At 61.9% G+C, this 26406-nt stretch carries 28 protein-coding genes; 15 read left to right on the top strand and 13 right to left on the bottom strand.

What is annotated here, in order from left to right:
* Positions 1–163: 163 nt before the first annotated feature.
* The 3 genes from ACM62G_RS11625 to ACM62G_RS11615 all read right to left on the bottom strand — a co-directional run bounded on the left by ACM62G_RS11625 (position 164) and on the right by ACM62G_RS11615 (position 2566).
* Positions 164–1018 (bottom strand): hypothetical protein, encoded by an 855-nt coding sequence (locus tag ACM62G_RS11625; RefSeq protein WP_419737185.1) that lies wholly within the window; start codon positions 1016–1018, stop codon positions 164–166.
* 226 nt (positions 1019–1244) lie between these two features.
* Positions 1245–1760 (bottom strand): tryptophan synthase subunit alpha, encoded by a 516-nt coding sequence (locus tag ACM62G_RS11620; RefSeq protein WP_419737512.1) that lies wholly within the window; start codon positions 1758–1760, stop codon positions 1245–1247.
* The gene (locus tag ACM62G_RS11615) at positions 1760–2566 is read right to left on the bottom strand and encodes a hypothetical protein (protein ID WP_419737184.1); all 807 of its coding nucleotides are present in this window, start codon (positions 2564–2566) and stop codon (positions 1760–1762) included. Before ACM62G_RS11615 ends, ACM62G_RS11620 begins: the two co-directional genes overlap by 1 nt.
* 152 nt (positions 2567–2718) lie before the next feature.
* Here ACM62G_RS11615 and ACM62G_RS11610 point away from each other — a divergent pair.
* Positions 2719–3575, top strand: a protein-coding gene (locus tag ACM62G_RS11610; RefSeq protein WP_419735755.1) for an IS5 family transposase whose coding sequence is annotated in 2 segments (ribosomal slippage) — positions 2719–3073 and positions 3073–3575 — 858 coding nt in all. Because the reading frame shifts where the segments join, the coding sequence is not laid out codon by codon here.
* Here ACM62G_RS11610 and ACM62G_RS11605 read toward each other — a convergent pair.
* The 3 genes from ACM62G_RS11605 to trpB all read right to left on the bottom strand — a co-directional run bounded on the left by ACM62G_RS11605 (position 3561) and on the right by trpB (position 6029).
* Positions 3561–3755 (bottom strand): hypothetical protein, encoded by a 195-nt coding sequence (locus tag ACM62G_RS11605; RefSeq protein ID WP_419737183.1) that lies wholly within the window; start codon positions 3753–3755, stop codon positions 3561–3563. The genes ACM62G_RS11610 and ACM62G_RS11605 overlap by 15 nt on opposite strands.
* A gap of 244 nt (positions 3756–3999) precedes the next feature.
* Positions 4000–4809 carry a tryptophan synthase subunit alpha gene (gene trpA, locus ACM62G_RS11600; protein WP_273824878.1) on the bottom strand — a complete coding sequence of 270 codons (810 nt, stop codon included), beginning with the start codon at positions 4807–4809 and terminating at the stop codon, positions 4000–4002.
* Entirely contained in the window at positions 4809–6029 is a 1221-nt protein-coding gene (gene trpB / locus ACM62G_RS11595; protein WP_054061180.1) for a tryptophan synthase subunit beta, read from the bottom strand. The genes trpA and trpB overlap by 1 nt, the downstream gene beginning before the upstream one ends.
* Positions 6030–6140: 111 nt before the next feature.
* On the opposite strand from trpB, the gene ACM62G_RS11590 reads away from it, so the two are divergent.
* Positions 6141–7034, top strand: a complete 894-nt coding sequence (locus tag ACM62G_RS11590) for a LysR family transcriptional regulator (protein WP_273824880.1) — start codon at positions 6141–6143, stop codon at positions 7032–7034.
* Positions 7035–7040: 6 nt separating this feature from the next.
* Here the strand turns inward: ACM62G_RS11590 and ACM62G_RS11585 are convergent, their stop codons facing one another.
* Complete coding sequence (locus tag ACM62G_RS11585) at positions 7041–7367, bottom strand: DUF883 family protein (RefSeq protein ID WP_017902536.1); 327 nt, start codon at positions 7365–7367, stop codon at positions 7041–7043.
* A 161-nt stretch (positions 7368–7528) separates the two neighbouring features.
* Between ACM62G_RS11585 and ACM62G_RS11580 the strand changes: the two genes are divergently transcribed.
* Together ACM62G_RS11580 and ACM62G_RS11575 are read left to right on the top strand one after the other, a co-directional pair.
* Positions 7529–7744, top strand: a complete 216-nt coding sequence (locus tag ACM62G_RS11580; protein WP_273824882.1) for a dodecin — start codon at positions 7529–7531, stop codon at positions 7742–7744.
* Positions 7745–7880: 136 nt separating this feature from the next.
* Complete coding sequence (locus tag ACM62G_RS11575) at positions 7881–8114, top strand: DUF1161 domain-containing protein (protein WP_054057621.1); 234 nt, start codon at positions 7881–7883, stop codon at positions 8112–8114.
* 60 nt (positions 8115–8174) lie between these two features.
* Here the strand turns inward: ACM62G_RS11575 and ACM62G_RS11570 are convergent, their stop codons facing one another.
* The gene (locus ACM62G_RS11570; RefSeq protein ID WP_273824884.1) at positions 8175–9176 is read right to left on the bottom strand and encodes an LLM class flavin-dependent oxidoreductase; all 1002 of its coding nucleotides are present in this window, start codon (positions 9174–9176) and stop codon (positions 8175–8177) included.
* Positions 9177–9396: 220 nt separating this feature from the next.
* On the opposite strand from ACM62G_RS11570, the gene ACM62G_RS11565 reads away from it, so the two are divergent.
* Both ACM62G_RS11565 and ACM62G_RS11560 read left to right on the top strand, forming a co-directional pair.
* The gene (locus tag ACM62G_RS11565) at positions 9397–9828 is read left to right on the top strand and encodes an OsmC family protein (protein WP_054057619.1); all 432 of its coding nucleotides are present in this window, start codon (positions 9397–9399) and stop codon (positions 9826–9828) included.
* A 247-nt stretch (positions 9829–10075) separates the two neighbouring features.
* Complete coding sequence (locus ACM62G_RS11560; RefSeq protein ID WP_054063398.1) at positions 10076–10315, top strand: DUF1161 domain-containing protein; 240 nt, start codon at positions 10076–10078, stop codon at positions 10313–10315.
* Positions 10316–10320: 5 nt separating this feature from the next.
* Here the strand turns inward: ACM62G_RS11560 and ACM62G_RS11555 are convergent, their stop codons facing one another.
* Positions 10321–10734 carry a hypothetical protein gene (locus tag ACM62G_RS11555; protein ID WP_054057623.1) on the bottom strand — a complete coding sequence of 138 codons (414 nt, stop codon included), beginning with the start codon at positions 10732–10734 and terminating at the stop codon, positions 10321–10323.
* Positions 10735–10880: 146 nt separating this feature from the next.
* On the opposite strand from ACM62G_RS11555, the gene ACM62G_RS11550 reads away from it, so the two are divergent.
* The gene (locus ACM62G_RS11550) at positions 10881–11939 is read left to right on the top strand and encodes an aminopeptidase (protein ID WP_419737182.1); all 1059 of its coding nucleotides are present in this window, start codon (positions 10881–10883) and stop codon (positions 11937–11939) included.
* Positions 11940–12048: 109 nt separating this feature from the next.
* Here ACM62G_RS11550 and ACM62G_RS11545 read toward each other — a convergent pair whose 3' ends face one another.
* Together ACM62G_RS11545 and ACM62G_RS11540 are read right to left on the bottom strand one after the other, a co-directional pair.
* On the bottom strand, positions 12049–12693 hold the full coding sequence (locus tag ACM62G_RS11545; RefSeq protein WP_054057616.1) for an HAD family hydrolase: 645 nt from the start codon (positions 12691–12693) through the stop codon (positions 12049–12051).
* Positions 12694–12721: 28 nt separating this feature from the next.
* Positions 12722–13270 carry a gamma carbonic anhydrase family protein gene (locus tag ACM62G_RS11540; protein ID WP_054063397.1) on the bottom strand — a complete coding sequence of 183 codons (549 nt, stop codon included), beginning with the start codon at positions 13268–13270 and terminating at the stop codon, positions 12722–12724.
* 102 nt (positions 13271–13372) lie between these two features.
* Between ACM62G_RS11540 and prlC the strand changes: the two genes are divergently transcribed.
* The 3 genes from prlC to ACM62G_RS11525 all read left to right on the top strand — a co-directional run bounded on the left by prlC (position 13373) and on the right by ACM62G_RS11525 (position 18034).
* Positions 13373–15424 (top strand): oligopeptidase A, encoded by a 2052-nt coding sequence (gene prlC / locus ACM62G_RS11535; protein WP_301600406.1) that lies wholly within the window; start codon positions 13373–13375, stop codon positions 15422–15424.
* Entirely contained in the window at positions 15421–15702 is a 282-nt protein-coding gene (locus ACM62G_RS11530; RefSeq protein WP_419737181.1) for a YheV family putative zinc ribbon protein, read from the top strand. The genes prlC and ACM62G_RS11530 overlap by 4 nt, the downstream gene beginning before the upstream one ends.
* Positions 15703–15808: 106 nt before the next feature.
* A complete protein-coding gene (locus ACM62G_RS11525; RefSeq protein ID WP_419737180.1) occupies positions 15809–18034 on the top strand; it encodes a M3 family metallopeptidase in 2226 nt (741 codons plus the stop codon).
* Here the strand turns inward: ACM62G_RS11525 and ACM62G_RS11520 are convergent.
* Positions 18011–18658, bottom strand: a complete 648-nt coding sequence (locus ACM62G_RS11520; RefSeq protein ID WP_419737179.1) for a dual specificity protein phosphatase family protein — start codon at positions 18656–18658, stop codon at positions 18011–18013. The two genes, ACM62G_RS11525 and ACM62G_RS11520, sit on opposite strands and share 24 nt — an antisense overlap.
* Positions 18659–18830: 172 nt before the next feature.
* On the opposite strand from ACM62G_RS11520, the gene ACM62G_RS11515 reads away from it, so the two are divergent.
* The 3 genes from ACM62G_RS11515 to ACM62G_RS11505 all read left to right on the top strand — a co-directional run bounded on the left by ACM62G_RS11515 (position 18831) and on the right by ACM62G_RS11505 (position 22594).
* A complete protein-coding gene (locus ACM62G_RS11515) occupies positions 18831–19889 on the top strand; it encodes a PA0069 family radical SAM protein (RefSeq protein WP_054057611.1) in 1059 nt (352 codons plus the stop codon).
* 258 nt (positions 19890–20147) lie between these two features.
* On the top strand, positions 20148–20879 hold the full coding sequence (locus ACM62G_RS11510) for a carbonic anhydrase (protein WP_054063393.1): 732 nt from the start codon (positions 20148–20150) through the stop codon (positions 20877–20879).
* 176 nt (positions 20880–21055) lie between these two features.
* Positions 21056–22594, top strand: a complete 1539-nt coding sequence (locus ACM62G_RS11505; RefSeq protein WP_273824898.1) for a SulP family inorganic anion transporter — start codon at positions 21056–21058, stop codon at positions 22592–22594.
* Positions 22595–22610: 16 nt separating this feature from the next.
* On the opposite strand, the gene ACM62G_RS11500 is transcribed toward ACM62G_RS11505, so the two are convergent.
* Positions 22611–23261: a hypothetical protein gene (locus ACM62G_RS11500; protein WP_054057609.1), complete on the bottom strand. Its 651-nt coding sequence runs from the start codon at positions 23259–23261 to the stop codon at positions 22611–22613.
* Between the two features lie 360 nt (positions 23262–23621).
* Here ACM62G_RS11500 and coxB point away from each other — a divergent pair, with 360 nt between their 5' ends.
* Both coxB and ctaD read left to right on the top strand, forming a co-directional pair.
* Positions 23622–24749 carry a cytochrome c oxidase subunit II gene (gene coxB / locus ACM62G_RS11495; RefSeq protein ID WP_054057608.1) on the top strand — a complete coding sequence of 376 codons (1128 nt, stop codon included), beginning with the start codon at positions 23622–23624 and terminating at the stop codon, positions 24747–24749.
* Between the two features lie 55 nt (positions 24750–24804).
* Entirely contained in the window at positions 24805–26394 is a 1590-nt protein-coding gene (gene ctaD / locus ACM62G_RS11490; RefSeq protein ID WP_054057607.1) for a cytochrome c oxidase subunit I, read from the top strand.
* Positions 26395–26406 lie beyond the last annotated feature (12 nt).

Genomic DNA, 26406 nt, shown 5'->3' with positions numbered 1-26406 from the left:
TTCAGCTCACCAATCGGTCCTGTCTGTGAAGTGCTGAAAGGGTGAAGAGCGCTATTGTCGATAGGCCCTCTTCACCCTTACTTACAGTGGCTAGTCAGCTAGGACTTTAAGCTTAAGAGGAAATAAGTCAGTCCCCGTTTCTGCGTGTTTGTAACTTGATTAATCAGGTGCTGGGGTTTCTGGAGAAGGGTTTGTTGGCTGTTTTATTTAAAGGTTTGCCGCTATCCCTCAACCAGAAATTTAAAAAATCCTTCGGTGGTTTTAATTGAGAATTTCCAGTCTGTTCTTCGCTTGTGTTGGATGGCCCCATACCTATACTGGGATTGGCTGTATTGCCGCCATGAATGGTATTGTTTGTTTTTCCCTGAGCGGGTTTCTCTATAAGCAATGTGGGAGAAACTCTATTGAAATGTATATTTCTTGGGTATGGTATCGGTTTTTTCGGATTGCTGAATTCAGGCTTCCTCTCATTAAAGGTGGATTCGCCTCCTTCTAATGTTGTCGAAAGCTTTGAGGTATTTTGGGCTGGATTTTCTGTTGAGGGTATATTGTTTTTTTCTTGTTGGATTTCAGTTTTTTCAGAGGGTTTTTCTTTTTGAGTTGCCAATGCTTCAGCTATTTTTTCCCTGTTGTTTTTTATTATTAAATTGTTTGTTTCAATGCCATGTTTGTTTTCGCTCTTTCTGTTCTCAAGTTTTGAGATGATATCTGCTCGGGATGTCATTTTTCCGAACTTCAGATCTATACCAAGATTTCTGATGTTCTCGGGTAGTCTTGAGTTTTCTATCCTGTGTTTTCCCGTTATTATTCCTATGGTTAGCTTTTCATTTAGGTAAGGGCTATTTTCTTTGTCTAATTTAAGAAAGCCTTTTTGAGGTTGGCAGTTGACGGTGCTGATCAACTTGTCAATGAAGGTGTTTTGGTTTTTATAATATTCAATACTGGCTTCGGCAGATTTTATAGAGTTTTCTCTAACTGCCAACAAGCCTGGGCCTGACATTTTGATTGGGGGAGACATATATAGGGTCCTTTGTTCCTGTTTGAGTTTTCATGTTGTGAGTCGACGCGAACTACCAGTTGGAATACTCGGGCGCCGATATCGAACGGCGCTTTCAGCAATCGCTCTTTATCAACGAATCGGCGATCACTTCTGAATTCCAGGTAGGAAAAGTTTATGGCGCCCATGAAAAAGGGCCTCAGCGCCGTAGCACTGAAGCCCTTGGGTGTAGCGACTATTCGCTGGATCAGTGGCGCGCGCCACGCACCCCTTCCGCCAGCGCCGCGCACAGGCTCAGCACGCCATCGACGGCCTGTTCGCCGGTTTCGGCCTTGGCGATCTGGTCGATCAGGGCCGAACCGACCACCACACCGTCCGCTAGGCGGGCAATGGCGGCCGCCTGTTCCGGGGTACGGATGTCGAAGCCGATGCTGATCGGCAGGTCGGTGTGGCGGCGCAGGCGGGTGACCGCCTCCTCGACGTGTTCCAGGGTGGCCGAGCCGGCACCGGTCACGCCCGCGACCGACACGTAGTAGACGAAGCCGGAACTGCCATTGAGGACGGTGGGTAGGCGGCCGTCGGCCATTGGGTCGGTGAAGGGCATGCCCAACTCGATCACGTCGGCACCGGCCTTGGGCAGCCCCTTGAGGATCGCCAGGGAGGTGTCGTAGCCCGGGTCGCCGGCGGTGACGAAGGTCACCAGGGCGGCTGATTGCTGCTGGCAATGATCTCTTTTCTGTCGCTTTGGAAAAGTCCGATGAATTATCCTGTGCCAGGCGATTTAGTCGAATTGTTCTTGGTCAGCTCCTCATAGTGAGAGATGAGGTTTACAACGTGACCTTTATTTATTCCTGTTAACCTATCTTCAGAGGGGCTCTGGTTTTTTTTCTGATCGTTCAGAGCATCTCTCTTTCGCGGTGGTCGGATTGGCACGGCACTCTTGTCGGCTTCAGAGTGTCCAGGGTTGGCTAATGATAATGACGCGCCCTGGCTACCAGGCGCTGTTTGTTTGTATCCGAATGTTTCGTCAAATTCTTTGTCTATGGCGTCAGCAGACATTTGAGCAAGCGCTGGGTATGAGTTATATAGCTCATTAAATTCTCTGTCTGTGGAGTCTTCGGTATCGGAGCTTTCATTAGATAGGTCAGCAGCTGTCGTTGGCCGTTCGGCTCGAATATCCTGGGCGGGAACGCTATATTCAAAGTTGCGTGGTGGCTTGGCAGGCGGTGATGTTTCAGGGGGCGAGCCTTTTTGTTTGACAGACTTCAGGTTGCCGGGTGCTGGTGGTGGCTCTGGTGGAGGTTCACCAATATCGTCCCACTTATCCCCTGAGTTGAGAATTTCGTTAAGTTTTATTTCTGAAGTGACGCGCTGTTGACTGTTCTCCAAACGTTCGATCAAATCCTCGATTTTGACTCTTTGACCAGGGTTGGCAATGTTGTGAGATTTGGGGTTGAAGGGGGCATTTGAATATCCACCGTCGCTGAGCCCAAGCTTGATAGCCAGTTTTTTTATAAAATTCAGACTATCGCTGACGACAAATTGACTGTCTTTTTTTGAATAGCTCAAAAAAGCTTTCTTGGGTTGGTTTGTTACCTGTAATAAAGCAGCCTTAGCCTTGAGGTCTAGGCTCTGTCTGAAATCCCAAGAAACTGAAATGTGGCCTCAGAACAGCCTGGGCTCTGTACAGTCGCCGACCATCTACGGAAAGGAATTCTGTGATGGCAAAGCGTTATGAGCTCTCGGATGAAGCGTGGGCGGTGGTCGCCGATCTCTTTACGGCAGCTCACGTCAGGGGCCGGCCCCGCAGCAGTGATCGCTTGATGCTCGATGGTGTGCTCTGGGTACTTTGTTCAGGAGCAGCCTGGCGAGATATGCCCGAGCGTTTCGGGTCTTGGGCGACGGTCTATCACCGCTTCCGAGTCTGGCGAAACCGCGGAACATTCGATCAGATGCTCAGACGATTGCACCTCAGACTTAATGACAAAGGCTTGATCGACCCCCGCACCTGGATGATCGATTCGACCGCTGTTAGAGCAACCCGTGCTTCATCTGGAGCGCGGAAAAAAGGGGGGCTGACGAGCCTACCGATCACGCTCTAGGCCGCAGTCGTGGCGGCCTGACAACCAAAATCCACATGCTCTGCGACGCCAACGGGATACCGTTGCGCTTTCTCCTCTCTGGCGGTCAAGCCAGTGACACCAGCTACGCACAACCACTGTTGGACGGAGTCAGCATTCCATCGAGCCAACGTGGGCGCCCGCGCAAGCGCTGTAAATGGCTGCTTGCCGATAAGGGCTACGACGCCGAAGCGCTACGCCGCTACTGCGACCAATATCGAATGCAACCCGTCATCCCACTGCGTTCGATGAAGCGCAAGCCCAAGCCTGGCTTACCCAGACTGTTCGACCGGCCCAAATACCGACAGCGCAACATCATCGAACGCATGTTTGGCTGGCTGAAAGAGAACCGCCGAATCGTCACGCGCTTCGACAAGCTCGCAAAAAGTTATGCAGCGATGGTCTCGCTGGCTTGTGTCTTGCGGTGTATGCGACGGCTTTTTTCAGACAGAGCCTAGCATCTCCGCGCGTTGCTTGTGGAGAAAATTTATCTGTGCGTTGGGCCCTGCTTCATCGGGAACGTTCTTGCCATCTTGCAATTGCTGGTTGGCTTTATAGTTTTTCCCCGACTGCTCGCTTTGCAACATGCCGGGAGGAATAGTTGGTGAACTTGAAAGGGAGGCAAAGGGACGTGTCATGATGGCCCATTCTTGAAGTCGAGACGATCCAGCACGTTAGGACTGGCGCGATCCACCGTTTAAAAGGCGGTACGAGCGTTCAATGGTTGGCGCTTGTAGAAGGGAATTCTGCCAATAAACGCCCATCGCCGGTGAATCGGTTAGCCCCTCTGAACATTGAGTAGGGAAAGGATTTTGACGCCCATGAAAAAGGGCCTCAGCGCCGTAGCACTGAAGCCCTTGGGTGTAGCGACTATTCGCTGGATCAGTGGCGCGCGCCACGCACCCCTTCCGCCAGCGCCGCGCACAGGCTCAGCACGCCATCGACGGCCTGTTCGCCGGTTTCGGCCTTGGCGATCTGGTCGATCAGGGCCGAACCGACCACCACACCGTCCGCCAGGCGGGCGATGGCGGCGGCCTGTTCCGGGGTACGGATGCCGAAGCCGATGCTGATCGGCAGGTCGGTGTGGCGGCGCAGGCGGCTGACTGCCTCTTCGACATGTTCCAGGGTGGCCGAACCGGCACCGGTCACGCCCGCGACCGAGACGTAGTAGACGAAGCCGGAACTGCCGTTGAGGACGGTCGGCAGGCGGCCGTCGTCGGTGGTCGGGGTGGTCAGGCGGATGAAGTCCAGGCCAGCGGCCTGGGCCGGGTCGCACAGTTCGCCGTTATGCTCCGGCGGCAGGTCGACCACGATCAGGCCGTCGACACCGGCGGACTTGGCCTCTTCGATGAAGCGTGCCACGCCGTAGTAGTGGATCGGGTTGAAGTAACCCATCAGTACCAACGGGGTGTCGTTGTTCTCGGCTCGGAACTCGCGAACCATCTGCAGGGTTTTCGCCAGGTTCTGCTTGGCAGCCAGGGCGCGGATGTTCGCCAACTGGATCGCCGGGCCGTCGGCCATCGGATCGGTGAAGGGCATGCCCAGCTCGATCACGTCGGCACCGGCCTTGGGCAGCCCCTTGAGGATCGCCAGGGAGGTGTCGTAGCCCGGGTCGCCGGCGGTGACGAAGGTCACCAGGGCGGCGCGGTTCTGTTGTTTCAGCTCGGCAAAGCGGGCTTGCAGGCGGCTCATCAGTGTTTCTCCTGCTGGGACTGTTGCATGTGGTGCATGACGGTTTGCATGTCCTTGTCACCGCGACCGGACAGGTTGACCACCATCAGGTGATCCTTGGGCAGGTTCGGCGCGCGCTTGAAGACTTCGGCCAGGGCGTGGGAGCTCTCCAGGGCCGGAATGATGCCTTCGAGGCGGCAGCACTGGTGGAACGCGGCCAGGGCTTCGTCATCGGTGATGGAGGTGTACTGGACGCGGCCGATGTCGTGCAACCAGGCGTGTTCCGGGCCGATGCCGGGGTAGTCCAGACCGGCGGAAATCGAGTGGGCGTCGATGATCTGGCCGTCGTCGTCCTGCAGCAGGAAGGTCCGGTTGCCGTGCAGCACGCCCGGTACGCCGCCGTTCAGGCTGGCGGCGTGCTTGCCGGTCTCGATGCCGTGGCCGGCCGCCTCGACGCCGATGATCTCGACGCTGGTGTCATCGAGGAACGGGTGGAACAGGCCCATGGCGTTGGAACCGCCGCCGATGCACGCCACCAGGCTGTCGGGCAGGCGCCCTTCCTGGGCCTGCAACTGCTCGCGGGTTTCCTTGCCGATGACGGCCTGGAAGTCGCGGACCATGGCCGGATACGGGTGCGGGCCGGCGACGGTGCCGATCAGGTAGAAGGTGCTGTCGACGTTGGTCACCCAGTCGCGCAACGCTTCGTTCATGGCGTCCTTGAGGGTACCGGTGCCGGCGACCACCGGGATCACCTCGGCGCCCAGCAGCTTCATGCGGAACACGTTGGCCTGCTGGCGCTCGATGTCGGTGGTGCCCATGTAGATCACGCATTGCAGGCCGAAGCGCGCAGCCACGGTGGCGGTGGCCACGCCGTGCATGCCGGCGCCGGTCTCGGCGATGATGCGTTTCTTGCCCATGCGCCGTGCCAGCAGGATCTGGCCGATGCAGTTGTTGATCTTGTGTGCGCCGGTGTGGTTCAGCTCTTCGCGCTTGAGGTAGATCTTCGCGCCGCCGCAATGTTCGGTCAGGCGTTCGGCGAAGTACAGCGGGCTGGGACGGCCGACGTAGTCGCGCTGGAAGTAGGCCAGTTCCTCGATGAATGCCGGGTCGGCCTTGGCCGCCTCGTATTCGCGGTTCAGGTCGAGGATCAGCGGCATCAGGGTTTCAGCCACGTAGCGGCCGCCGAATGCGCCGAACAGGCCATGGGCATCGGGGCCGTTGCGCAGGGTGGACTGGGTCATGGGAGGCTCCAGGTGGGCGATGGAATGATCGATGGCTTCACTCTAACCATGACAGGCGTGGATGAAAACCGATAAGATCGCCGTAACCTGTCAGGAAAACTCACAGATATCATGAGCCGCGACCTGCCCCCGCTCAATGCCCTGCGCGCCTTCGAAGCCACGGCCCGCCTGAACAGCGTCAGCCAAGCTGCCGAACAGCTGCACGTGACCCACGGTGCGGTCAGCCGGCAACTGAAGGTGCTGGAGGAACACCTGGGGCTGAGCCTGTTCGTCAAGGATGGGCGCGGCCTGAAACTCACAGATGCCGGCCTCCGCCTGCGCGATGCCAGCGCCGAGGCTTTCGAGCGGCTGCGTTTGGTCTGCGCCGAACTGACCCGCGATTCGAGCGATGCACCGTTCGTCCTCGGTTGCTCCGGCAGCCTGCTGGCGCGCTGGTTCATCCCGCGGCTCGGGCGGCTGAATGCCGATTTGCCGGACCTGCGCCTGCACCTGTCCGCCGGCGAGGGCGACCTGGATCCCCGCAAGCCGGGGCTGGATGCCCTGCTGCTGTTCGCCGAGCCACCGTGGCCGGCGGACATGCTGGTGCATGAACTGGCCTGCGAGCGCATCGGGCCGGTGATGAGCCCGCATTTTTCCCGTTATGCGGCCCTGCGCCAGGCGCCGGCCCGCGCACTGGTGGGCGAGCCGCTGCTGCATACCAGTTCGCGCCCGCAGGCCTGGCCGAGCTGGGCAAGGAGTAATGGTATCGAGGCGTCCGGGTTGAAGTACGGACAGGGCTTCGAGCACCTGTACTACCTGCTGGAAGCGGCGGTGGCCGGGCTTGGAGTGGCGATCGCGCCGCAGGCGCTGGTGGCCGATGACTTGCGCGCTGGTCGGCTGGTCGCGCCGTGGGGCTTCAACGAAACCCCCGGGCGACTGGCCTTGTGGTTGCCGGGGCGGGCCGTGGATGGCCGCGCCCTGCAGTTGGCGCAGTGGCTCAAGGCCGAGTTGGAAAAAGGTGCCTGACCGGCCTCAATCCCCGCGCTTGCACAGCAGGTAGGCCGCCAGCAGACCCAACGCACCGACTGCCACGCCCGCCGTGGTCCATGGATGTTCCTGGGCGTAGTCACGGGTGGCGATCCCGGTCTCGCGGGTCTTCACCTTGACCTCCTCGTAGGCGTCGCTGAGCAGGTGACGCGAATGGCGCAGGGCGCTTTCGGCGTTGCTCCTGAGGGCCTTGAGGGTCTTGCGCGATTCGTCCGAGGCGTCGTCCTTCAGGCTTTCCAGGGACTTGAGCAGGCTCTCGATCTCCGCTTCCATGCTTTGCAGTGCAGCTTTACGCAACGATGAACTGGCCATATCGGCTCTCCTCTCAGTGATGGATGGCGTCTGTGAAGTCCGACTGCACCGGTTGGCGAAAGTGCAGAAAATCTGCAATCCGCTGTGCCGACCCCATCCGGGCCCTCTGGAAAATCACTGCTAGGCTGTCCCTGACAGCCCGCAAGCCCAAGGAGAGCAGCATGAGTGATCATCACACCTACAAGAAGATCGAACTGGTCGGTTCGTCGCCCAACAGCATCGAGGAAGCGATCAACAACGCCCTGGCCGAAGCCGGCAAGAGTCTCAAGCACCTGGAGTGGTTCGAGGTGGTCGAGACCCGCGGGCATATCCGCGACAACAAGGCGGCACACTTCCAGGTGACCCTCAAGGTCGGCTTCAAGATCGCCAACAGTTGAGTAAATGCTGGCACTTGTGAACTAGTCCACTGGCCGACTGCCATATAGCTTGCTATACAGAAGGCTCCAATCGAGCCTCCTGTGCGTCGCCCAAAAGCCGACGCACTTTTTTTGATACGACCAGGGAATGTGACCGATGAAGAAGCTGATTTTGGCGCTGGGTTTGTTGAGTGTCGCGGGAACGACCCTTGCGGCAGGCAAGCCATGTGACGAGCTGGAAAGGGAGATCAAGGACAAGCTGGAGTCCAAGGGCGTGCATGGCTATTCGCTGCAGATCCTGGATCGCGCCACCGGCGAGAAAGGCGCCGACGGCAAGGTGGTGGCCACCTGCGAAGCCGGTACCAAGGTCATTACTTACAAGCGCAAGTAAGCGTTCGCAGGATCAGGGCCGGCGCAATGCGCCGGCTTTTTCATGGGCGTCGATCGGGTTTCAGCCCTTCATCACCTGCGACAGCAGCTCGTAGGAGTGCAGGCGATCGGCGTGTTCGTACAGGTCACAGGTGAAGATCAGTTCGTCGGCCTGGGTGTGCTCGATCAGCACCTCCAGCTTGGCGCGGATCTTCTGTGGGCTGCCGACCGTCGCCAGGCCGAGGAAACTGGCCACGGCCTCTTTCTCATGGGGCAGCCACAGACCGTCCATGCTCTGCACCGGAGGCCGCTGCACCAGGCTCTGGCCGCGCATCAGCGCGAGGATGCGCTGGTAGACCGAGGTTGCCAGGTAGTCGGCCTGCTCGTCGCTGTCGGCCGCCACCAGCGGCACGCCGAGCATCACGTAGGGCTTGTCGAGCACTGGCGAAGGCTTGAAGTGGTTGCGATAGACGCGGATCGCCTCATGCATGTAGCGCGGGGCGAAATGCGAGGCGAAGGCGTAGGGCAGGCCGCGCTCGCCGGCCAGTTGCGCGCTGAACAGACTCGAACCGAGCAGCCAGACCGGCACCTGGGTACCGGTACCGGGGACGGCGATCACACGCTGGTCGGGGGTGCGCGGGCCGAGGTATTTCATCAGTTCGGCCACGTCTTCCGGGAAATCGTCGGCACTGCCCGAGCGCTCGCGGCGTAGGGCGTGGGCGGTCATCTGGTCGGAACCGGGTGCCCGGCCCAGGCCCAGGTCGATCCGCCCGGGGTAGAGGCTTTCCAGGGTGCCGAACTGTTCGGCGATCACCAGCGGTGCATGGTTGGGCAGCATCACCCCGCCGGAGCCGACGCGAATGCTCGAGGTGCCGCCGGCGAGATAGGCCAGCAGCACCGAGGTGGCCGAGCTGGCGATGCCGTCCATGTTGTGGTGCTCGGCGACCCAGAACCGGTTGAAGCCCCACTTTTCCACATGCCGGGCCAGGTCCAGCGAGTTGCGCAGCGACTGCGCCGGGCTGCCGTCCTGGCGCACCGGTACCAGGTCGAGGGTGGAAAACTTCACGTCGGACAAGCGCTTCATAAGCCTGTTACTCCTGTTTGAGGGACAGGCTTGCGATACGCGGCGAAGGACCTGTCGGTGTTCTGGGCAATATGGGCATATACCCGAGTTTCAAGAGCAGTCTGAGTTTTTAACCTGCAGAAATCAAAGACGACTCCTACAAGATGAACTTTGAGAGGCCGACTATTCTCAAAATTTTGGTCTGGCGCGAACCCCCGCGTCGCTTTTGAGGAGACAGTCCATGAGTATCACGAAGAAAGCCTCGGCTCACTGGGAAGGCGACCTGAAAACCGGTATCGGCTCCATTTCCACCGAAACCGGTGTCTTGCGCGAGGCACCCTATGGCTTCAAGGCACGCTTTGAGGGTGGCCGGGGCACCAACCCCGAGGAACTGATCGGCGCGGCCCATGCCGGGTGCTTTTCCATGGCCTTCTCGATGATTCTCGGCGAGGCCGGGCTCAAGGCCGACAGCATCGACACCCACGCCGAGGTGACGCTGGACCAGGTGGATGGCGGTTTTGCCATTACCGCGGTGCACCTGATTCTCAAGGCGAAGATCCCGGGTGCCAGCCAGCAGCAGTTCGATGAGCTGAGCCAGAAGGCCAAGGAGGGTTGCCCGGTGTCCAAGGTGCTGAACGCGAAGATCAGCCTGGATGCGACCCTGCTGGGCTGACTTCGCGGAACATGACCTGTGGCAGCTGGATTCCTCCGCGAAGCTTTTGGCGATCTCCGGACTGCCCCCAAGAAGTTGGCCCCACAGGGTTGTGCTTTCATGGAGGGAACCGGCGCCCACGTGTGGCTCCGTTATCACAGGTTGTGAGGCGAGTCAGAACTTGATTCTCCCGTTTGTGGTCGAATCGGTATGCGGCAACTGATTGCGTACGCCCTTGCGACGCGTTGCCGCCAGAAGGAGTCTGATCATGAAACGCATTGCCCTGGGCATTTTCTGTTGCGCGCTGGCGACTCAGGCCCTGGCGGCCCCGAAGGACTGCCAGGAGTTGAAAAACGAGATCGAGGTGAAGATCCAGGCCAACGCCGTACCTTCCTACACCCTGGAGATCGTCTCCCGGGAGGAAGCCGAGAAGCATGACGTGGCGATGGTGGTCGGTACCTGTGAAAACGGCACCAAGGCGATCATCTACCAGAAAAACGATACCTGAGGCCCCTAGGGCATGCAGATCACTCGTTCATCCGAGGCGATCTGTACGCCCTTGTCGTCATACAGTCGGGCATTGGCCTGGAACCCCAGGGCAACCCCTTCCAGGTGATAACGCCGTCCTGCCTCGAAGTTCGGGTAGGACACGCTGATGTAGCAGATTCGCTGCAGCGGGTCGGTGTTCATCGCCATGCCGCCAATGTACACGTCGTAGTCGAAGCGCACGGTCAGCTCATGGGGCCCGGGTGTCACCTGGAAGAAGCGCCCGTCGTCGAGGCGCTTCCTGTCCAGGGTTTCGGCCATGACCAGGGTGCCGGTGCGGGTCCCCAGGTCGATCCAGGCCATGTTCGGGTCGACCGCCGGCAGCGGTCCGGCACAGCCGCCGAGGCTGGCGAGGGCAAGGAAGGTCAGCAGCTTGCGCATGATGGATTTCGCTTGATGACAGGGGTTCAGCATACCTGTGATCAGTGGTCTTGGCTGGACGCTTTTGCCTGAATGTGGCCAATCTTCATGGAACATGTTTCGTCGCGCGCGATAGTCTTGGCGCAAACCCCGACTGGATGATCCGCATGCCGCACCGGCCATTCGCTCCCCTTCTACGCCTCGGTCTGGCAGGCCTGCTGCTGCTCGCGGGCGGTTGCAGCAGCCTGGACTACTACAGCCAGCTGGCCAGCGGCCAACTGAGCCTGCTGCGCGCCCGTGAACCGGTGGCGCAGGTGATCGCCGATCCCAGCCGTCCCCAGGCGCTGCGCGAGCACCTGATCCGTTCCCAAGAGGCGCGGGCCTTCGCCAGCCAGCACCTGCACCTGCCGGACAACCGCAGCTATCGGCTGTATGCCGATATCAGGCGGCCCTACGTGGTGTGGAACGTCTTCGCCACCCCGGAATTTTCCCTGACGCCGCAGAGCCACTGTTTCCCCATCGCCGGCTGTGTCGCCTATCGCGGCTACTACAGCCAGGGCGCGGCCCGGGGCGAAGCCGCGTTGCAGCGCCAGCAGGGCCTGGATGTGTACATCGGTGGGGTCGAGGTCTACTCGACCCTGGGCTGGTTCGATGACCCGATCCTCAGCTCGATGATGAACTGGGGCGACGAGCGCCTGGCGACGCTGATCTTCCATGAGCTGGCGCACCAGCGCTTCTATGTGAAGGACGACACCGAGTTCAACGAGTCCTACGCCAACTTCGTCGAGCAGGAAGGTACCCGGCAGTGGCGGGCGGCGCGCGGCTTGCCGGCGACCCTGGGCAACGAGACGCAGCAGAAGGATCAGTTCATCACCCTGGTGCTGGACACCCGCAAGCGCCTGCAGGCGCTCTACGCGCTGCCGTTGCCGGCCGAGCGGATGCGCGCGCGCAAGGCCGCCGAGTTCGAGCGTCTGCGCCAGGAATACCGGCTGCTGCAGGCGACGCAGTGGGCCGGCGACAGGCGCTACGATGGCTGGATCAATACGCCGCTGAACAACGCCAAGCTGTTGCCGTTCGGGCTTTATGACCAGTGGGTGCCGGCGTTTGCGGCGCTGTTCAGGCAGGTCGACGGCGATTGGCCGGCGTTTTTCACCGAGGTGGAAAGGCTGGGGGCCATGCCGCCCGAGGCGAGAAAGGCGGCGTTACAGAAATTGATGCCGGGCTGACCGGCCTCTTCGCGGCAAGCCGCGCTCCTACAGAGAGTTTGGCGCCAGCGTGTGGCACAACCCTGTCGGCGCGTGGCTTGCCCGCGAACGGCGCGGCTCGCTCTTGCGCCTACACAAACGCCCGATGCAACTCGTCCAGTGTCTGGAAGTGATACGCCGGCTGCTCGGCACTCAGCTCCTCGAAGCTGCCGAACCCGTAACCCACCGCCGCCGCGGCCAGGCCGTTGCGGCGCGCGCCGATCAGGTCGTGCTTGCGGTCGCCGATCATCAGCGTATCGCCAGGTTCCAGGCCCTCCTCGGCGACCAGGTGGGCGATCAGCTCGACCTTGTCGGTCCGCGTGCCATCCAGCTCGCTGCCGTAGATCACCTTGAAGTGCCGGGCGAAGTCGAAATGGCGGGCGATCTCGCGGGCGAACACCCAGGGCTTGGAGGTGGCGATATACAGCGTGCGCCCTTGCCCGCCGAGGGTTTCCAGCAGCGGCACGACACCGTCGAACACACGGTTTTCATAGAGGCCGGTGACCTTGAAGCGCTCGCGGTAGAAATTCACCGCCTCCCAGGCCTTGGCCTCGTCGAAGCCGTAGAACTGCATGAACGCCTGCAGCAGCGGCGGGCCGATGAAGTGTTCCAGCTTGCCCAGGTCCGGCTCGTCGATACCCAGCTTGGCGAGGGCGAACTGGATCGAGCGGGTGATGCCCTCGCGTGGGTCGGTCAGGGTGCCGTCGAGGTCGAACAGAATTGTCTGGTAGTGCATGAAATGTCCCAATCCGTACAGAAAACGCTCACTCGGCGCGGTCGTAGCCTTCGGCGATGTGCTGATCCTTGAGCTTCACGTAGTTCGCGGCGCTGTAGGTGAAAAAGGCCTTCTCCTTCTCCGTCAGCGGCCGCACCTGCTTCACCGGGCTGCCGACGTAGAGAAAGCCGCTGGCCAGTTGCTTGCCCGGTGGCACCAGGCTGCCGGCGCCGACGATCACCTCGTCCTCGATCACCGCGCCATCCATGACGATACTGCCCATGCCGATCAGGATCCGGCTGCCGATGCTGCAGCCGTGCAGCATGACCTTGTGGGCAATGGTCACGTCATCGCCGATCAGCAGCGGGAAACCGTCGGGGTTGAAAGGCCCGGCGTGGGTGATGTGCAGCACGCAACCGTCCTGCACGCTGGTGCGGGCGCCAATGCGGATGCGGTGCATGTCGCCACGGATCACGGTCAACGGCCAGATCGAACTGTCGTCGCCGATCTCGACATCGCCGATCACCACCGCCGAGTGGTCGACAAAAGCCCTGGAACCCAGGGACGGCGTGTGGTTCTGGTAGGTGCGAAGGGTCACGATAGGCACTCTCTCTGTTGCTGATAGCTGCGGTGGGCATTGATTGTAATTAAGATGGCCCCATCTTTGTTCCTACATGTTTTTTCAGCCAAGGTGTCCACCGTGAGCGCGAACAACCCTCTTCTGCAGCCCTACGACCTGCCGCCCTTCTCGGCGATCCGTGCCGAGCACGTGCAACCGGCCATCGAGCAGATCCTCGCCGACAACCGCAAGGCCATCGAAGGTATCCTGCAAAGCCAGGGGAAAAATCCGAGCTGGGCCGGCCTGGTGCTGGCCATGGACGAACTCAATGACCGCCTGGGCGCCGCCTGGAGCCCGGTCAGCCACCTCAACGCGGTGTGCAACAGCCAGGAGCTGCGCGAAGCCTACGAGGCCTGCCTGCCGGCGCTCAGTGCCTACTCCACCGAGCTGGGCCAGAACCGCGAGCTGTTCCAGGCCTTCGAAGCCCTGGCCAACAGCCCCGAGGCCGCCGGCTTCGACGTGGCGCAGAAAACCATTCTCGAACATTCGCTGCGTGACTTCCGCCTGTCGGGTATCGACCTGCCCGAGGCCGAGCAGAAGCGTTATGCCGAAGTGCAGAGCAAGCTGTCGGAGCTGGGCAGTCGCTTCTCCAACCAGTTGCTCGACGCCACCCAGGCCTGGACCAAGCACATCACCGACGAGGCCGCCCTCGCCGGGCTGAGTGCTTCGGCCAAGGCGCAGATGGCCGCCGCGGCCCAGGCCAAGGGCCTGGAAGGCTGGCTGATCACCCTGGAATTCCCCAGCTACTACGCGGTGATGACCTACGCCGAAGACCGCGCCCTGCGCGAAGAGGTCTACGCCGCCTACTGCACCCGCGCCTCCGACCAGGGCCCCAACGCCGGCCAGTTCGACAATGGCCCGGTGATGGCTGAAATTCTCGACCTGCGCCAGGAACTGGCCAAGCTGCTGGGCTTTGCCAGCTTCGCCGAACTGAGCCTGGCGACCAAGATGGCCGATTCCAGCGACCAGGTGCTGACCTTCCTGCGCGACCTGGCCAGGCGCAGCAAGCCGTTCGCCGCCCAGGACCTGCAACAGCTCAAGGCCTACGCTGCCGAGCAGGGCTGTGCCGAACTGCAGAGCTGGGACAGCGGCTTCTACGGCGAGAAGCTTCGTGAGCAGCGCTACAGCGTGTCCCAGGAAGCCCTGCGTGCCTACTTCCCGATCGACAAGGTGCTCGGCGGCCTGTTCGCCATCGTGCAGAAGCTCTACGGCATCGAGATCGCCGAGCAGACCGGTTTCGATACCTGGCACCCGGATGTCCGCCTGTTCGAAATCAGGGAGAACGGCCAGCACGTCGGACGCTTCTTCTTCGACCTGTATGCCCGCGCGAACAAGCGGGGCGGCGCCTGGATGGACGGTGCCCGTGACCGTCGCCGCACCGCCGATGGCGTGCTGCAGAGCCCGGTGGCCAACCTGGTGTGCAACTTCGCCCCGGCCGACAGCGGCAAGCCGGCGCTGCTGACCCACGACGAAGTGACCACCCTGTTCCACGAATTCGGCCACGGCCTGCACCACCTGCTGACCCGCGTCGAGCATGCCGGCGTATCCGGTATCAACGGCGTGGCCTGGGACGCGGTGGAACTGCCGAGCCAGTTCATGGAGAACTGGTGCTGGGAGCCGGAAGGCCTGGCGCTGATCTCCGGCCACTACGAGACGGGCGAGCCACTGCCCCAGGACCTGCTGGAAAAAATGCTCGCGGCGAAGAACTTCCAGTCCGGCCTGATGATGGTGCGCCAGCTGGAGTTCTCGCTGTTCGACTTCGAACTGCATGCTACCCACGGCGACGGCCGCAGCGTGGCCCAGGTGCTGGAGGCGGTGCGCAACGAGGTCTCGGTGATGCGTCCACCGGCCTACAACCGCTTCCCCAACAGCTTCGCGCACATCTTCGCCGGTGGCTACGCGGCCGGCTACTACAGTTACAAGTGGGCCGAGGTGCTGTCGGCGGATGCCTTCTCGCGGTTCGAGGAAGAAGGCGTGCTCAATGCCCGGACCGGTCGCGCGTTCCGCGAAGCGATCCTCGCCCGCGGTGGCTCCCAGGCACCGATGGTGCTGTTCGTCGATTTCCGTGGCCGTGAACCTTCGATTGACGCATTGTTGCGCCACAGCGGCCTGAGCGAGGACGCGGCGGCATGAGTGAGGTAGTCGTGACCAAGACCAGGAAACGCTTCATCGCCGGGGCGGTCTGCCCGGCGTGCAGCGAGCAGGACAAGCTGATGATGTGGAGCGAGGATGACGTTCCGCATCGTGAGTGCGTGGCGTGCGGCTATGCCGACACGCTCAACGAACAGGGGCTGTCGGTGCCCAGGGAGTTGAGCACGCGGGTCAACACGCCGACGGCGAAAGTCGCCGACAAGACCGTGCAAACCGTGCAGTTCTTCCCCAATCCCAAGCTGAAAAAGCCGAGCGAGTAATCGCCGCTGCCGGGCCTATCTATGTAGGTCCAGCGCCAGGCTTGCGCCACCTAGGCTCGCTCCTTGAGTGGTCCCGTCCCGGGGCCGCGTCTCTCAAGGAGTGCCCATGGGTACCTACAACCCGCTGCTGCATCACTGTGGCGAACTGCCGCCTTACTCGTCCATACGCGCCCATCACCTGGTACCGGCGATGCTGCAGGTGCGCAACGAGGCCCGCAGCACCATCGAGGCGATCCTCGTCAGTCAGCGCGAGCTGCCCACCTGGGATGATTTCGTCGTGCCGCTCGACGCGCTCGGCGCGCGCATGGCCTGGTGTGTCGGCACCCTCCTGGCCCTGTCCCGCGCGCGTTCCGGGGCGAAGTGGAACAAGGCGTTCGTGCGCTGTTTTCGCATTGAGGTGCAGTTCGACCAACTGCTCTGGGGCAACGAGCAGCTGTACGCCCTTTACCAGAAGCTGGCCGCCAGCCCGCTGGCCCGCCAGTTCAGTCGGCCGCGCCGGGTCCTGCTCGACAGGGTCCTGCGGCGCTTCCGTCTGGATGGCATGGCGCTGCCCGCCGAGGAGCGCCAGCGGTTCAGGGAACTGGGCGAGACGACCGATGAACTGCGTCTGCGCTTTCTCAGCAATGTGGCCGCGGCCACCGACTGTTCCAGCTGGCAGATCGACGTGGCGGACGAGGCGCTGCTGGACGGGCTGTCCAGCCACGACAAGGCGGCCATGGCCCTCTATCAGGACAAGCAACTGCTGGGCTGGAAGATCGACATGAGCGATCCGGAGCTGGTCCGCACGATCATGACCGACGCCCAGGCATCGGCCTTGCGCCAGCAGGTGTTCCAGCGACGCGGCACCCTGGCCTCCGACCAGGGCCTGGCGGACTGCAAGACTTTCGACAACAGCAGGGTGCTCGAACAGTTGCTGCGGCTGCGCCTGGAGCAGGCGCGGATGCTGGGCTTTGGCAGTTTCGCCGAACTGGCCCTGCAACGTCTTTCGGTGCGCAAGCCGGCCCATGTGCTCTGGTTCCTCCACCAGCAGATCGCGAGCAAGGCCCCCGCCTGGATCACCGAGCGCGAGGAACTGACCTCATTGGCACCCACCCCCCTGCAACCCTGGGACTATCTGTACTACGGGCAGAAGAGGCGCCTGCACAAAGGGGCACTGGATGAGGACGAGTTCCGTCGCCATTTCGAACTCGAACGGGTGCTGGAAAAGATGTTCGACCTGCCCAGGCGCCTGTTCGGCATCGAGTTCGTCGAGCGCCCGCAGCTCGATACCTGGCACGCCAGCGTGCGCGCCTTCGAGGTCCGCGAGGCCGGGCAGACCCTCGGTTATCTGTTTCTCGATCTGTTTTCCCGCGAGCAGAAACTGTTCAAGTCCGGTTCCACGTTTTCCCTTGCCCATCGCCTGCTGTCGGTCGAGGGGCGCGAAGTGAAGCTGCCGGTGGCGGTGTTGTCCTGTGCCCTGCCCGGCAATGGCACAGGTGCGCCCGTGCTGCTGAAACACGGGCAGGTGCGGACCCTGTTCCACGAGTTCGGGCATTGCCTGTATCAACTGCTCGACACGTCGGAAACCTGGCAGTTGTCGTGCAGCGAGCATTCGGGGATGGATGTGCGGGAGTTTTTTTCCAGATTGATGGAACGCTGGAGCTACAACGTCGATTTCCTGGTCGACATGAGCCGTCACCACCAGACCGGGGCCAGCCTGTCCACCGAGCAGGCCCGTCGCCTGCGGATCTTCCTGGAAAGCCAGACCTGGCTGAATGACAGTATGCAACTGATGTATTCGGGCATGGACTTTTTCCTGCACCTGCTGCAGCCGGTCGATACCGCGAATATCCACGCGCTGACCCAGGAGAACCTCGCCCATTGGCCCAAGCCGATGCCCGACCGTTTCATCTACTCCTTCACCCACCTGGTCACGGGCTATGAGGCCCGCTATTTCACCTATCTGTGGGGACTGGAACTGGCTACTGAGGTCTTTGCGCGTTTCGTGGAAAAGGGGCTGTTCGATGCTGTGGAGGGCCGTCGCCTGCGCGAGGAACTGTTTGTTCCGGCGCCCATCCGTTCGTTGACGGAATCCGTCGCGGCCTTTCTCGGGCGACCGGCGAAAGCCGTCATGCGCGACTCGAGCGACCCGCAGTTCATCGACCTGATGGAGCAACTGGTCAAGGTGCAGAACGGCGAGACCGCTGATCAGGGTACCGAAAGTGACCCTGCAGGCCCGGCCCGGCCGCGCTCGGTCCCGGCGTGGGCGGCGATGATGTTCGGCTCGGCGTTGAAGGCGCCACGGGTCAGTGCCGGCCCGGCATCGCCCTCAGTGGGCGTTGGCCGAAGCTGACTTGAACCAGTTCTGCACATTGCAGGTGGCGAATGGGCTGGTGCTGCAATCGCCATTGGCCAGGGCCGTGCGCAGTTTGTCGATATCGGCCTTCATCATGTAGCGAATGCCGTCCTTATGGTGGGAACTTTCGCCAAAGCCACCCTGAGTCATTTCGGCCAGGGCGTCCTCCTTGCTCCAGCCCTGGACGACCACCCGGTACATGGCCGCCATCAAGCCGGTGCGGTCGGAGCCGTGCTTGCAATGCATCAGCACCGGGCCGTGGCCTTCGGCGTCCCTGATCGCCCGCAGGGCGGCCAGCACGTCGGCGTCGTCGACATGGTTGGTGCGGTAGGGCAGTTGCACTTTCTTGACGTTGGGGGTCGCCAGCCAGCTGGCGTCCGACTCCGGCAGGAAGTTGATCACCGTGCCGATCTTCAGCTGTTCCAGCAGCGGCAGGGCATCGGCGTCCGGCAGGGCGCTGCGGTAGAGCGTCGGGCTCATCTGGTTCAGGTTGTATTTGTCGCCGACCGGCTGGGCCCACTGGGGCGGGCGGACGAAGGTGCTGTCGGCTTGGGCCTGGGCCAGCATGAACAGGCTGCTCAGGGTGATGCACAGGATCGCGAGGGCACGAGTGATGGACATGACAGGGTGACCCGGGAGAGAGGGGAGACTGGCACGCAGCATGCCCCCCGAGGGATCAAAAGCCTGTGAGGCTCATGTCAAAGATTCGTCGGTGAAGCCCGCAGGTCGGCGAGTGCTGGTCAGATCCCGCCTGCTCGATTACTGTATATAAATACAGTCAAGGGCTTCGCCAATGTCCACTCCTCTCCCGCCACGCGGTCGTGGCACCGCGAGCAACCCGCACAACCGCTTCGCGCCGAGCCGCTCGGTGGTCGAGGACGACGGCTGGTACCAGGAGGTGCCGCCAACCCAGGGCACCGAGGTGCGCATCGAGACGGCGAAGACCATCATCACCCGCAATACCTCGCCGGACCTGCCCTTCGACCGCTCCATCAACCCCTATCGCGGTTGCGAGCACGGCTGCATCTACTGCTACGCGCGGCCCAGCCACGCCTACTGGGACATGTCGCCGGGCCTGGATTTCGAGACCCGGCTGATCGCCAAGAGCAACGCGCCGGCGGTGCTCGAACAGCAGCTGTCGAAACCGGGCTACCGCTGCGCGCCGATCAACCTGGGTTCCAATACCGACCCCTACCAGCCGATCGAGCGCGAGCACCGGCTGACCCGGCAGACCCTCGAAGTGCTGCTGCGTTACCGGCATCCGGTGACGATCGTGACCAAGGGCGCGCTGATCCTGCGTGACCTCGACCTGTTGGCGGAGCTGGCCCGGCAGCGGCTGGTGGCGGTGATGATCAGCCTGACCACCCTGGACGACGAACTCAAGCGTATCCTCGAACCCCGCGCCGCAGCACCCAGGGCGCGCCTGCGGGCAATCCGGGTGATGCGCGAGGCAGGCATTCCGGTGGGCGTGCTGTGCTCGCCGATGATTCCGATGATCAACGACAGCGAACTCGAAAGCCTGCTCGGCGAGGCCCATGCCGCCGGTGCCCGGAGCGCGGCCTACATGATGTTGCGGCTGCCGCTGGAGGTGGCGCCGCTGTTCGAGGAATGGCTGGCCGCGCATTACCCGCAGCGGGCGGCCCATGTCCTCAGCCTGATCCGCCAGAGCCGCGGCGGCGAGCTGTACGACAGCCGCTTCGGTGCGCGGATGCGTGGCGAGGGACCGTTCGCCGACCTGCTCGCCCAGCGCTTCGCCAAGGCCCTCAAGCGCCTGGGTCTGGACCGCCGGGATGGTTTCAACCTCGATTGCAGCCTTTTCTGCCCGCCGGGAGCGCAGATGTCACTGCTCTGACGTAAGCTTTGGATGAGGCATGCCATATAATGTCTCTTCGTGATGGCCGGCGTCGGGACTGTCCCTCGGGAGGGATGTGGAACACCCGTCCTAGAGCCTCTGATTCAGTTTGAGTTAAGTTTCCAGGGTTATGGTGACCAGGCCTGTGTTTTTGCAGGTAGTGTTCAAGGAATCGGGCGCGCTGACCCGAAGAACGCTGGCCCTGAGCAAGCCAAATCAGGAAAATCCCCTTAAATCCGCCCGTAAAGAGGATGAATCATGAGTGACAAGGATAAACAGCCGTTGGCTGCGTCGGCTTCAGTGCTCCCCGAGACCGAAAGCGCCGATGCAGCACTGCAACATATCGTCGATGGTTTTCTGCGTTTTCACCATGAAGTCTTTCCGCAGCAGGAAGAACTTTTCAAGAAACTCGCCACGGCCCAGGCTCCCCGGGCCATGTTCATCACTTGCGCCGACTCGCGCATCGTTCCCGAACTCATCACCCAGACCGGCCCCGGCGACCTGTTCGTCACCCGCAACGTCGGCAACGTGGTGCCACCCTACGGCCAGATGAACGGTGGTGTGTCCACCGCCATCGAGTACGCCGTACTCGCCCTTGGCGTGCAGCACATCATTATCTGCGGCCACTCGGACTGCGGCGCCATGCGCGCGGTGCTGAACCCTGAAAGCCTGGACAAGATGCCCACGGTAAAGGCCTGGCTGCGGCATGCCGAGGTGGCACGCACCATGGTCCATGACAACTGCAATTGCGCCGACGAACGTGAAAGCATGCACGTGGTGACCGAAGAGAACGTGATCGCCCAACTGCAGCACCTGCGTACCCACCCTTCGGTGGCCTCGCGCATCGCCAGCGGGCATCTGTTCATTCATGGCTGGGTGTACAACATCGAAACCAGCGAAATCAAAGCCTACGACGCGGACCGGGGCGATTTCCTGCCTCTGGATGGCACCCACCCCATCCCCTGCGCGACGCCCAAGGCACGCTTCTAGAGCCGGGCTCGGCGGTATTCGCCCTTTTGACGGCCGTCGACGTCGTCAGAAGGGAGCGGTATTGCCGGGACAGGTCACTTCTGCCTAAAGCTCTTCTCAATCGATAAGGTTCTGCCATGACTGCCACAGAGCGGTCTGGCTTTGCCATGCCTGAAGAAATCCTCAGGAGATTCGTCATGCGTGCTGCGCAACTGAAAGCTGTTTTACCCCGGGAGCTGCTGGCTTCCGTGGTGGTGTTCCTGGTCGCCCTGCCGCTGTGCATGGGAATCGCCATCGCGTCCGGCGTGCCGCCGGCCAAGGGATTGATCACCGGCATCGTCGGTGGCCTGGTGGTCGGCTGGCTGGCGGGTTCGCCGTTGCAGGTCAGCGGTCCGGCCGCGGGCCTGGCGGTGCTGGTGTTCGAACTGGTGCGCCAGCATGGCCTCGCCATGCTCGGGCCGATCCTGCTGCTGGCCGGCCTGCTGCAACTGCTCGCCGGGCGCCTGCGCCTGGGCTGCTGGTTCCGGGTTACCGCTCCGGCCGTGGTGTACGGGATGCTCGCCGGTATTGGCGTGCTGATCGTGCTGTCGCAGATCCATGTGATGTTCGACGCATCGCCCTTGCCTTCGGGCCTGGACAACCTGCTGGGCTTTCCCCAGGCCCTGGGCAAGGCCCTGCCGCTGGTCGGTGCCGGCATCGGCTGGCAGGCCGGCTTGCTGGGCCTGCTGACGATCCTGGTGATGTGGCTCTGGGAGAAGTTCAAGCCACAGCGCCTGCGCTTCGTGCCGGGCGCCCTGCTGGGCGTGGGCCTGGCGACACTGGTGAGCCTGGTGCTGGCGTTGCCGGTACGCCGCGTGGAGGTGCCGGAGAACCTGGCCGAGGCCATCGACTGGCTGCGTCCGGCCGACCTGCTCAACCTGGCCGACCCGGCGATCCTGGTCGCGGCCTTTGCCGTGGCCTTCATCGCCAGTGCCGAAACCCTGCTCTCGGCGGCGGCGGTCGACCGCATGCATGACGGCCAGCGCTCCGACTTCGACCGCGAGCTGTCGGCGCAAGGAGTCGGCAACATGCTCTGCGGCCTGCTTGGGGCATTGCCGATGACCGGGGTGATCGTGCGCAGTTCGGCCAACGTCCAGGCTGGCGCCCGCACTCGCCTGTCGACCATGCTCCATGGCCTTTGGCTGCTGGCCTTCGTGCTGTTGCTGGCGAGCGTGCTGCAGAGCATTCCGGTGGCGAGCCTGGCCGGCGTGCTGGTGTTCACCGGGTTGAAGCTGGTCGACCTCAAGGTCTTCCGCGGCCTGGGCCGCTACGGGCGGATGCCGATGTTCACCTATGCCGCGACGGCACTGGCGATTGTCTTCACCGACCTGCTGACCGGCGTGCTGATCGGTTTCGGCCTGACCCTGGCGAAGCTGGCCTGGAAGGCCTCGCGGCTGAAGGTCAGCCTGGTGGACCTGCCGGGTGAAGGCGAGCAGGAACTGCGCCTGACCGGGGCGGCGACCTTTCTCAAGGTGCCGGTACTGACTCAGGTGCTGTCGAAGGTGCCGCCGGGAACCACGCTGCATGTGCCACTGAGCAACCTGACCTACATCGACCATTCCTGCCTGGAACTGCTCGAGGAATGGGGGCGCGCCAACGCGGCCAAGGGCTCGCGGCTGGTGATCGAATCCCGTGGGTTGAAACGGCGTCTGGAGGGTCGCCTGCGCACCACGACCGGTGTGGGGTCGACGGTCTAGGTGCGCAGCGGCAAGGTCAGGCGGCGGGCTGTTCCAGTTCCAGCTCCACACCCAGTTGGCGGGACAGGCAAGGCCAGCGTTTCCACGCCGCTTCCGTGTCCGGGCTGTTGAGGCGGTCGCGATAGGCTTCCACCGATTCGAGGGCGAAACTCTCCTCGTCGAGCATTTCATCGACCGCGTGATGCACCGCTTCATCCAGTTGGTTGGCGAACGCTTCGCCGATCAACTGGTGGGCGATCAGGTTGGCCACGGTGGTGTTCAGCGGGATCAGCGACTGGCCGAAATGCACGATGTACAGATCGTTGACCTCCTCCACCAGGCGATGTGCCAGATAGGCTTCGTCCAGCAGGCCGTCGAGGCCGACATGGCCTTCGAGAATGCTGGGCGGTTGCAGGAAGAACTGCTCGGCAATTTTCAGCACAGGTTTGATCTGCGATTCGATACCCGCTTCGCGGGCGACCGAATTGGCGGCATCCAGCAGGTCGGGGACCAGCTCGATGTAGGCGGTTACAAAACGGGTCATGACTCCCGTGGCATCGATCTCCGGTAATTGAATGGCAGGGTGCAGGTGCGGCAGTTGAACTTCCAGTTGTCGCGTCAATTGGCCGGTTTCGGCTTCGTGTTGATGTGCACGTTGTATTTGCTCGCGCAATGCGGCGGTGTTCATGAATGCTCCAGTCGGTAATACAAAGGGAAAAAGGGAGACCATAAGGTAGCTGGGTTATAAAAGCTGTTAAGACGTATTTGTAATAATTATTTCATGGTTATATGCGTGCGTTATATTGAATTGCCATCATTTCGCTACAGCCCACGCCATTCGTGGCTTTCAGGAAACTGACAGGTTCATTTTTTGTATTGCATTGCGTGGTCCCGGTCGCTGTCTATACTCGGTTTTGTATGGAGTTAGCTGATGACGTCCGGCTTTGTGTTTCGGCAAGACCGAATGGTCCGCGTGCGTAGTCCGACCATTCCCCTTTGCCCCAGGTGAAAGCCGACGGGATAACAAGAACGATAAGGGGAACGCGCAATGATGCGACATCCACGGGTCTGGATGGGCCTGCTGTTGTGGTCGTTATTCAGCCAGGCGCAAGCCGCCTGGACCACGAATATGACGCAGGGGGCGACCGAGGTCAGTCACGCGGTCTTCGACCTGCACATGACCATCTTCTGGATCTGCGTGGTGATCGGTGTCATCGTCTTCGGGGCGATGTTCTGGTCGATGATCATTCACCGCCGCTCCACCGGCCAGGTGGCCGCCCGCTTCCACGAAAGCACCACGGTGGAGATCCTCTGGACCGTCGTGCCGCTGCTGATCCTGGTGGCCATGGCGATTCCGGCCACCGCCACGCTGATCAGGATGTACGACACCAGCGAATCGGACGTGGACATCCAGATCACCGGTTACCAGTGGAAGTGGCACTACAAGTACCTGGGCCAGGACGTCGAGTTCTTCAGCAACCTGGCCACGCCCCAGGACCAGATCCACAACCAGGCCGCCAAGGGCGAGCACTACCTGCTCGAGGTCGACCAGCCGCTGGTGCTGCCGGCGGGGGTGAAGGTGCGTTTCCTGGTGACCGCCGCCGACGTGATCCACTCCTGGTGGGTGCCGGCCTTCGCGGTCAAGCGCGACGCCATCCCCGGTTTCGTCAACGAGGCCTGGACCAAGGTCGACAAGCCCGGCATCTACCGTGGCCAGTGCGCCGAGCTGTGCGGCAAGGACCACGGTTTCATGCCCATCGTCGTCGACGTGAAATCCCCTGCCGACTACGACGCCTGGCTGACCGAGCGCAAGGCCGAGGCGGCCAAGCTCAAGGAACTGACCAGCAAGGAATGGACCCTCGACGAGCTGGTGGCCCGTGGCGACAAGATCTACCACACCACCTGCGTCGCCTGTCACCAGGCCGAAGGCCAGGGCCTGCCGCCGATGTTCCCGGCGCTCAAGGGCTCGAAAATCGCCACTGGGCCCAAGGAAGCCCACCTGAGCCTGGTCTTCCACGGCAAGCCGGGTACCGCGATGGCGGCTTTCGGCAAGCAGCTTTCGGAAGTCGATATCGCCGCGGTCGTCACCTACGAGCGCAACGCCTGGGGCAACAACAAGGGCGACATGGTCACGCCGAAAGACGTGCTGGCGCTGAAACAGGCAGAAAGCAAATGACCGGGCCCATCGTGTTCCCGGGCCGTCCGGTTCAAACCTCTGCAGGAGACAGGACATGAGTGCTGTGATCGATGACCATGGTCACGCCGGTGACCACGCCCACGGTCCCGCCAAGGGCCTGATGCGCTGGGTGCTGACTACCAACCACAAGGATATCGGCACGCTGTACCTGTGGTTCAGTTTCGCCATGTTCCTGATCGGCGGCTCGTTCGCCATGGTGATCCGCGCCGAGCTGTTCCAGCCCGGCCTGCAGATCGTGCAGCCGGCGTTCTTCAACCAGATGACCACCATGCATGGCCTGGTGATGGTCTTCGGCGCGGTGATGCCGGCCTTCGTCGGCCTCGCCAACTGGATGATCCCGCTGATGATCGGCGCGCCGGACATGGCCCTGCCGCGGATGAACAACTTCAGCTTCTGGCTGCTGCCGGCGGCGTTCGGCCTGCTGGTCTCGACCCTGTTCAGCGCCGGTGGCGGACCGAACTTCGGCTGGACCTTCTATGCGCCGCTGTCGACCACCTACGCGCCGGAAAGCGTCACCTATTTCATCTTCGCCATCCACCTGATGGGCATCAGTTCGATCATGGGCGCGATCAATGTGGTCTCGACCATCCTCAACCTGCGGGCCCCGGGCATGACGTTGATGAAGATGCCGCTGTTCGTCTGGACCTGGCTGATCACCGCCTTCCTGTTGATCGCGGTGATGCCGGTGCTGGCCGGCTGCGTGACCATGATGCTGATGGACATCCACTTCGGCACCAGTTTCTTCAGTGCCGCCGGCGGCGGTGACCCGGTGCTGTTCCAGCACGTGTTCTGGTTCTTCGGCCATCCCGAGGTGTACATCATGATCCTGCCGGCCTTCGGCGCCGTCAGCGCGATCATCCCGACCTTCTCGCGCAAGCCGCTGTTTGGCTACACCTCGATGGTCTACGCCACGGCGAGCATCGCCTTCCTGTCGTTCATCGTCTGGGCGCACCACATGTTCGTGGTCGGCATCCCGCTGGTGGGCGAGCTGTTCTTCATGTACGCGACCATGCTGATCGCGGTGCCGACCGGGGTGAAGGTGTTCAACTGGGTCAGCACCATGTGGCAGGGTTCGCTGACTTTCGAGACGCCGATGCTGTTCGCCGTGGCGTTCGTCATCCTGTTCTCCATCGGCGGCTTCTCCGGGCTGATGCTGGCGATCGCGCCGGCGGATTTCCAGTATCAGGACACCTACTTCGTGGTGGCGCACTTCCACTACGTGCTGGTGCCGGGGGCGATCTTCGGCATCTTCGCCTCGGCCTACTACTGGCTGCCGAAGTGGACCGGCCACATGTACGACGAAACCCTGGGCAAGCTGCATTTCTGGCTGTCGTTCGTCGGCATGAACCTGACCTTCTTCCCGATGCACTTCGTGGGCCTTGCCGGTATGCCGCGGCGGATTCCCGACTACAACCTGCAGTTCGCCGACTTCAACATGGTCTCGTCGATCGGTGGCTTCATGTTCGGCACCACGCAGTTGCTGTTCCTGTTCATCGTCATCAAGTGCATCCGTGGCGGCCCGGCAGCGCCGGCCAAGCCGTGGGACGGTGCCGAGGGCCTGGAGTGGAGCATTCCGTCGCCGGCGCCGTACCACACCTTCACCACGCCGCCGGAAGTGAAGTGACCGGGAGGACCG

It is taken from the genome of Pseudomonas sp. COR18 (assembly GCF_048568395.1).
GTDB classification, from domain to species: Bacteria; Pseudomonadota; Gammaproteobacteria; order Pseudomonadales; family Pseudomonadaceae; genus Aquipseudomonas; species Aquipseudomonas fuscovaginae_B.
This window is presented reverse-complemented; position numbering and strand designations above follow the sequence as displayed.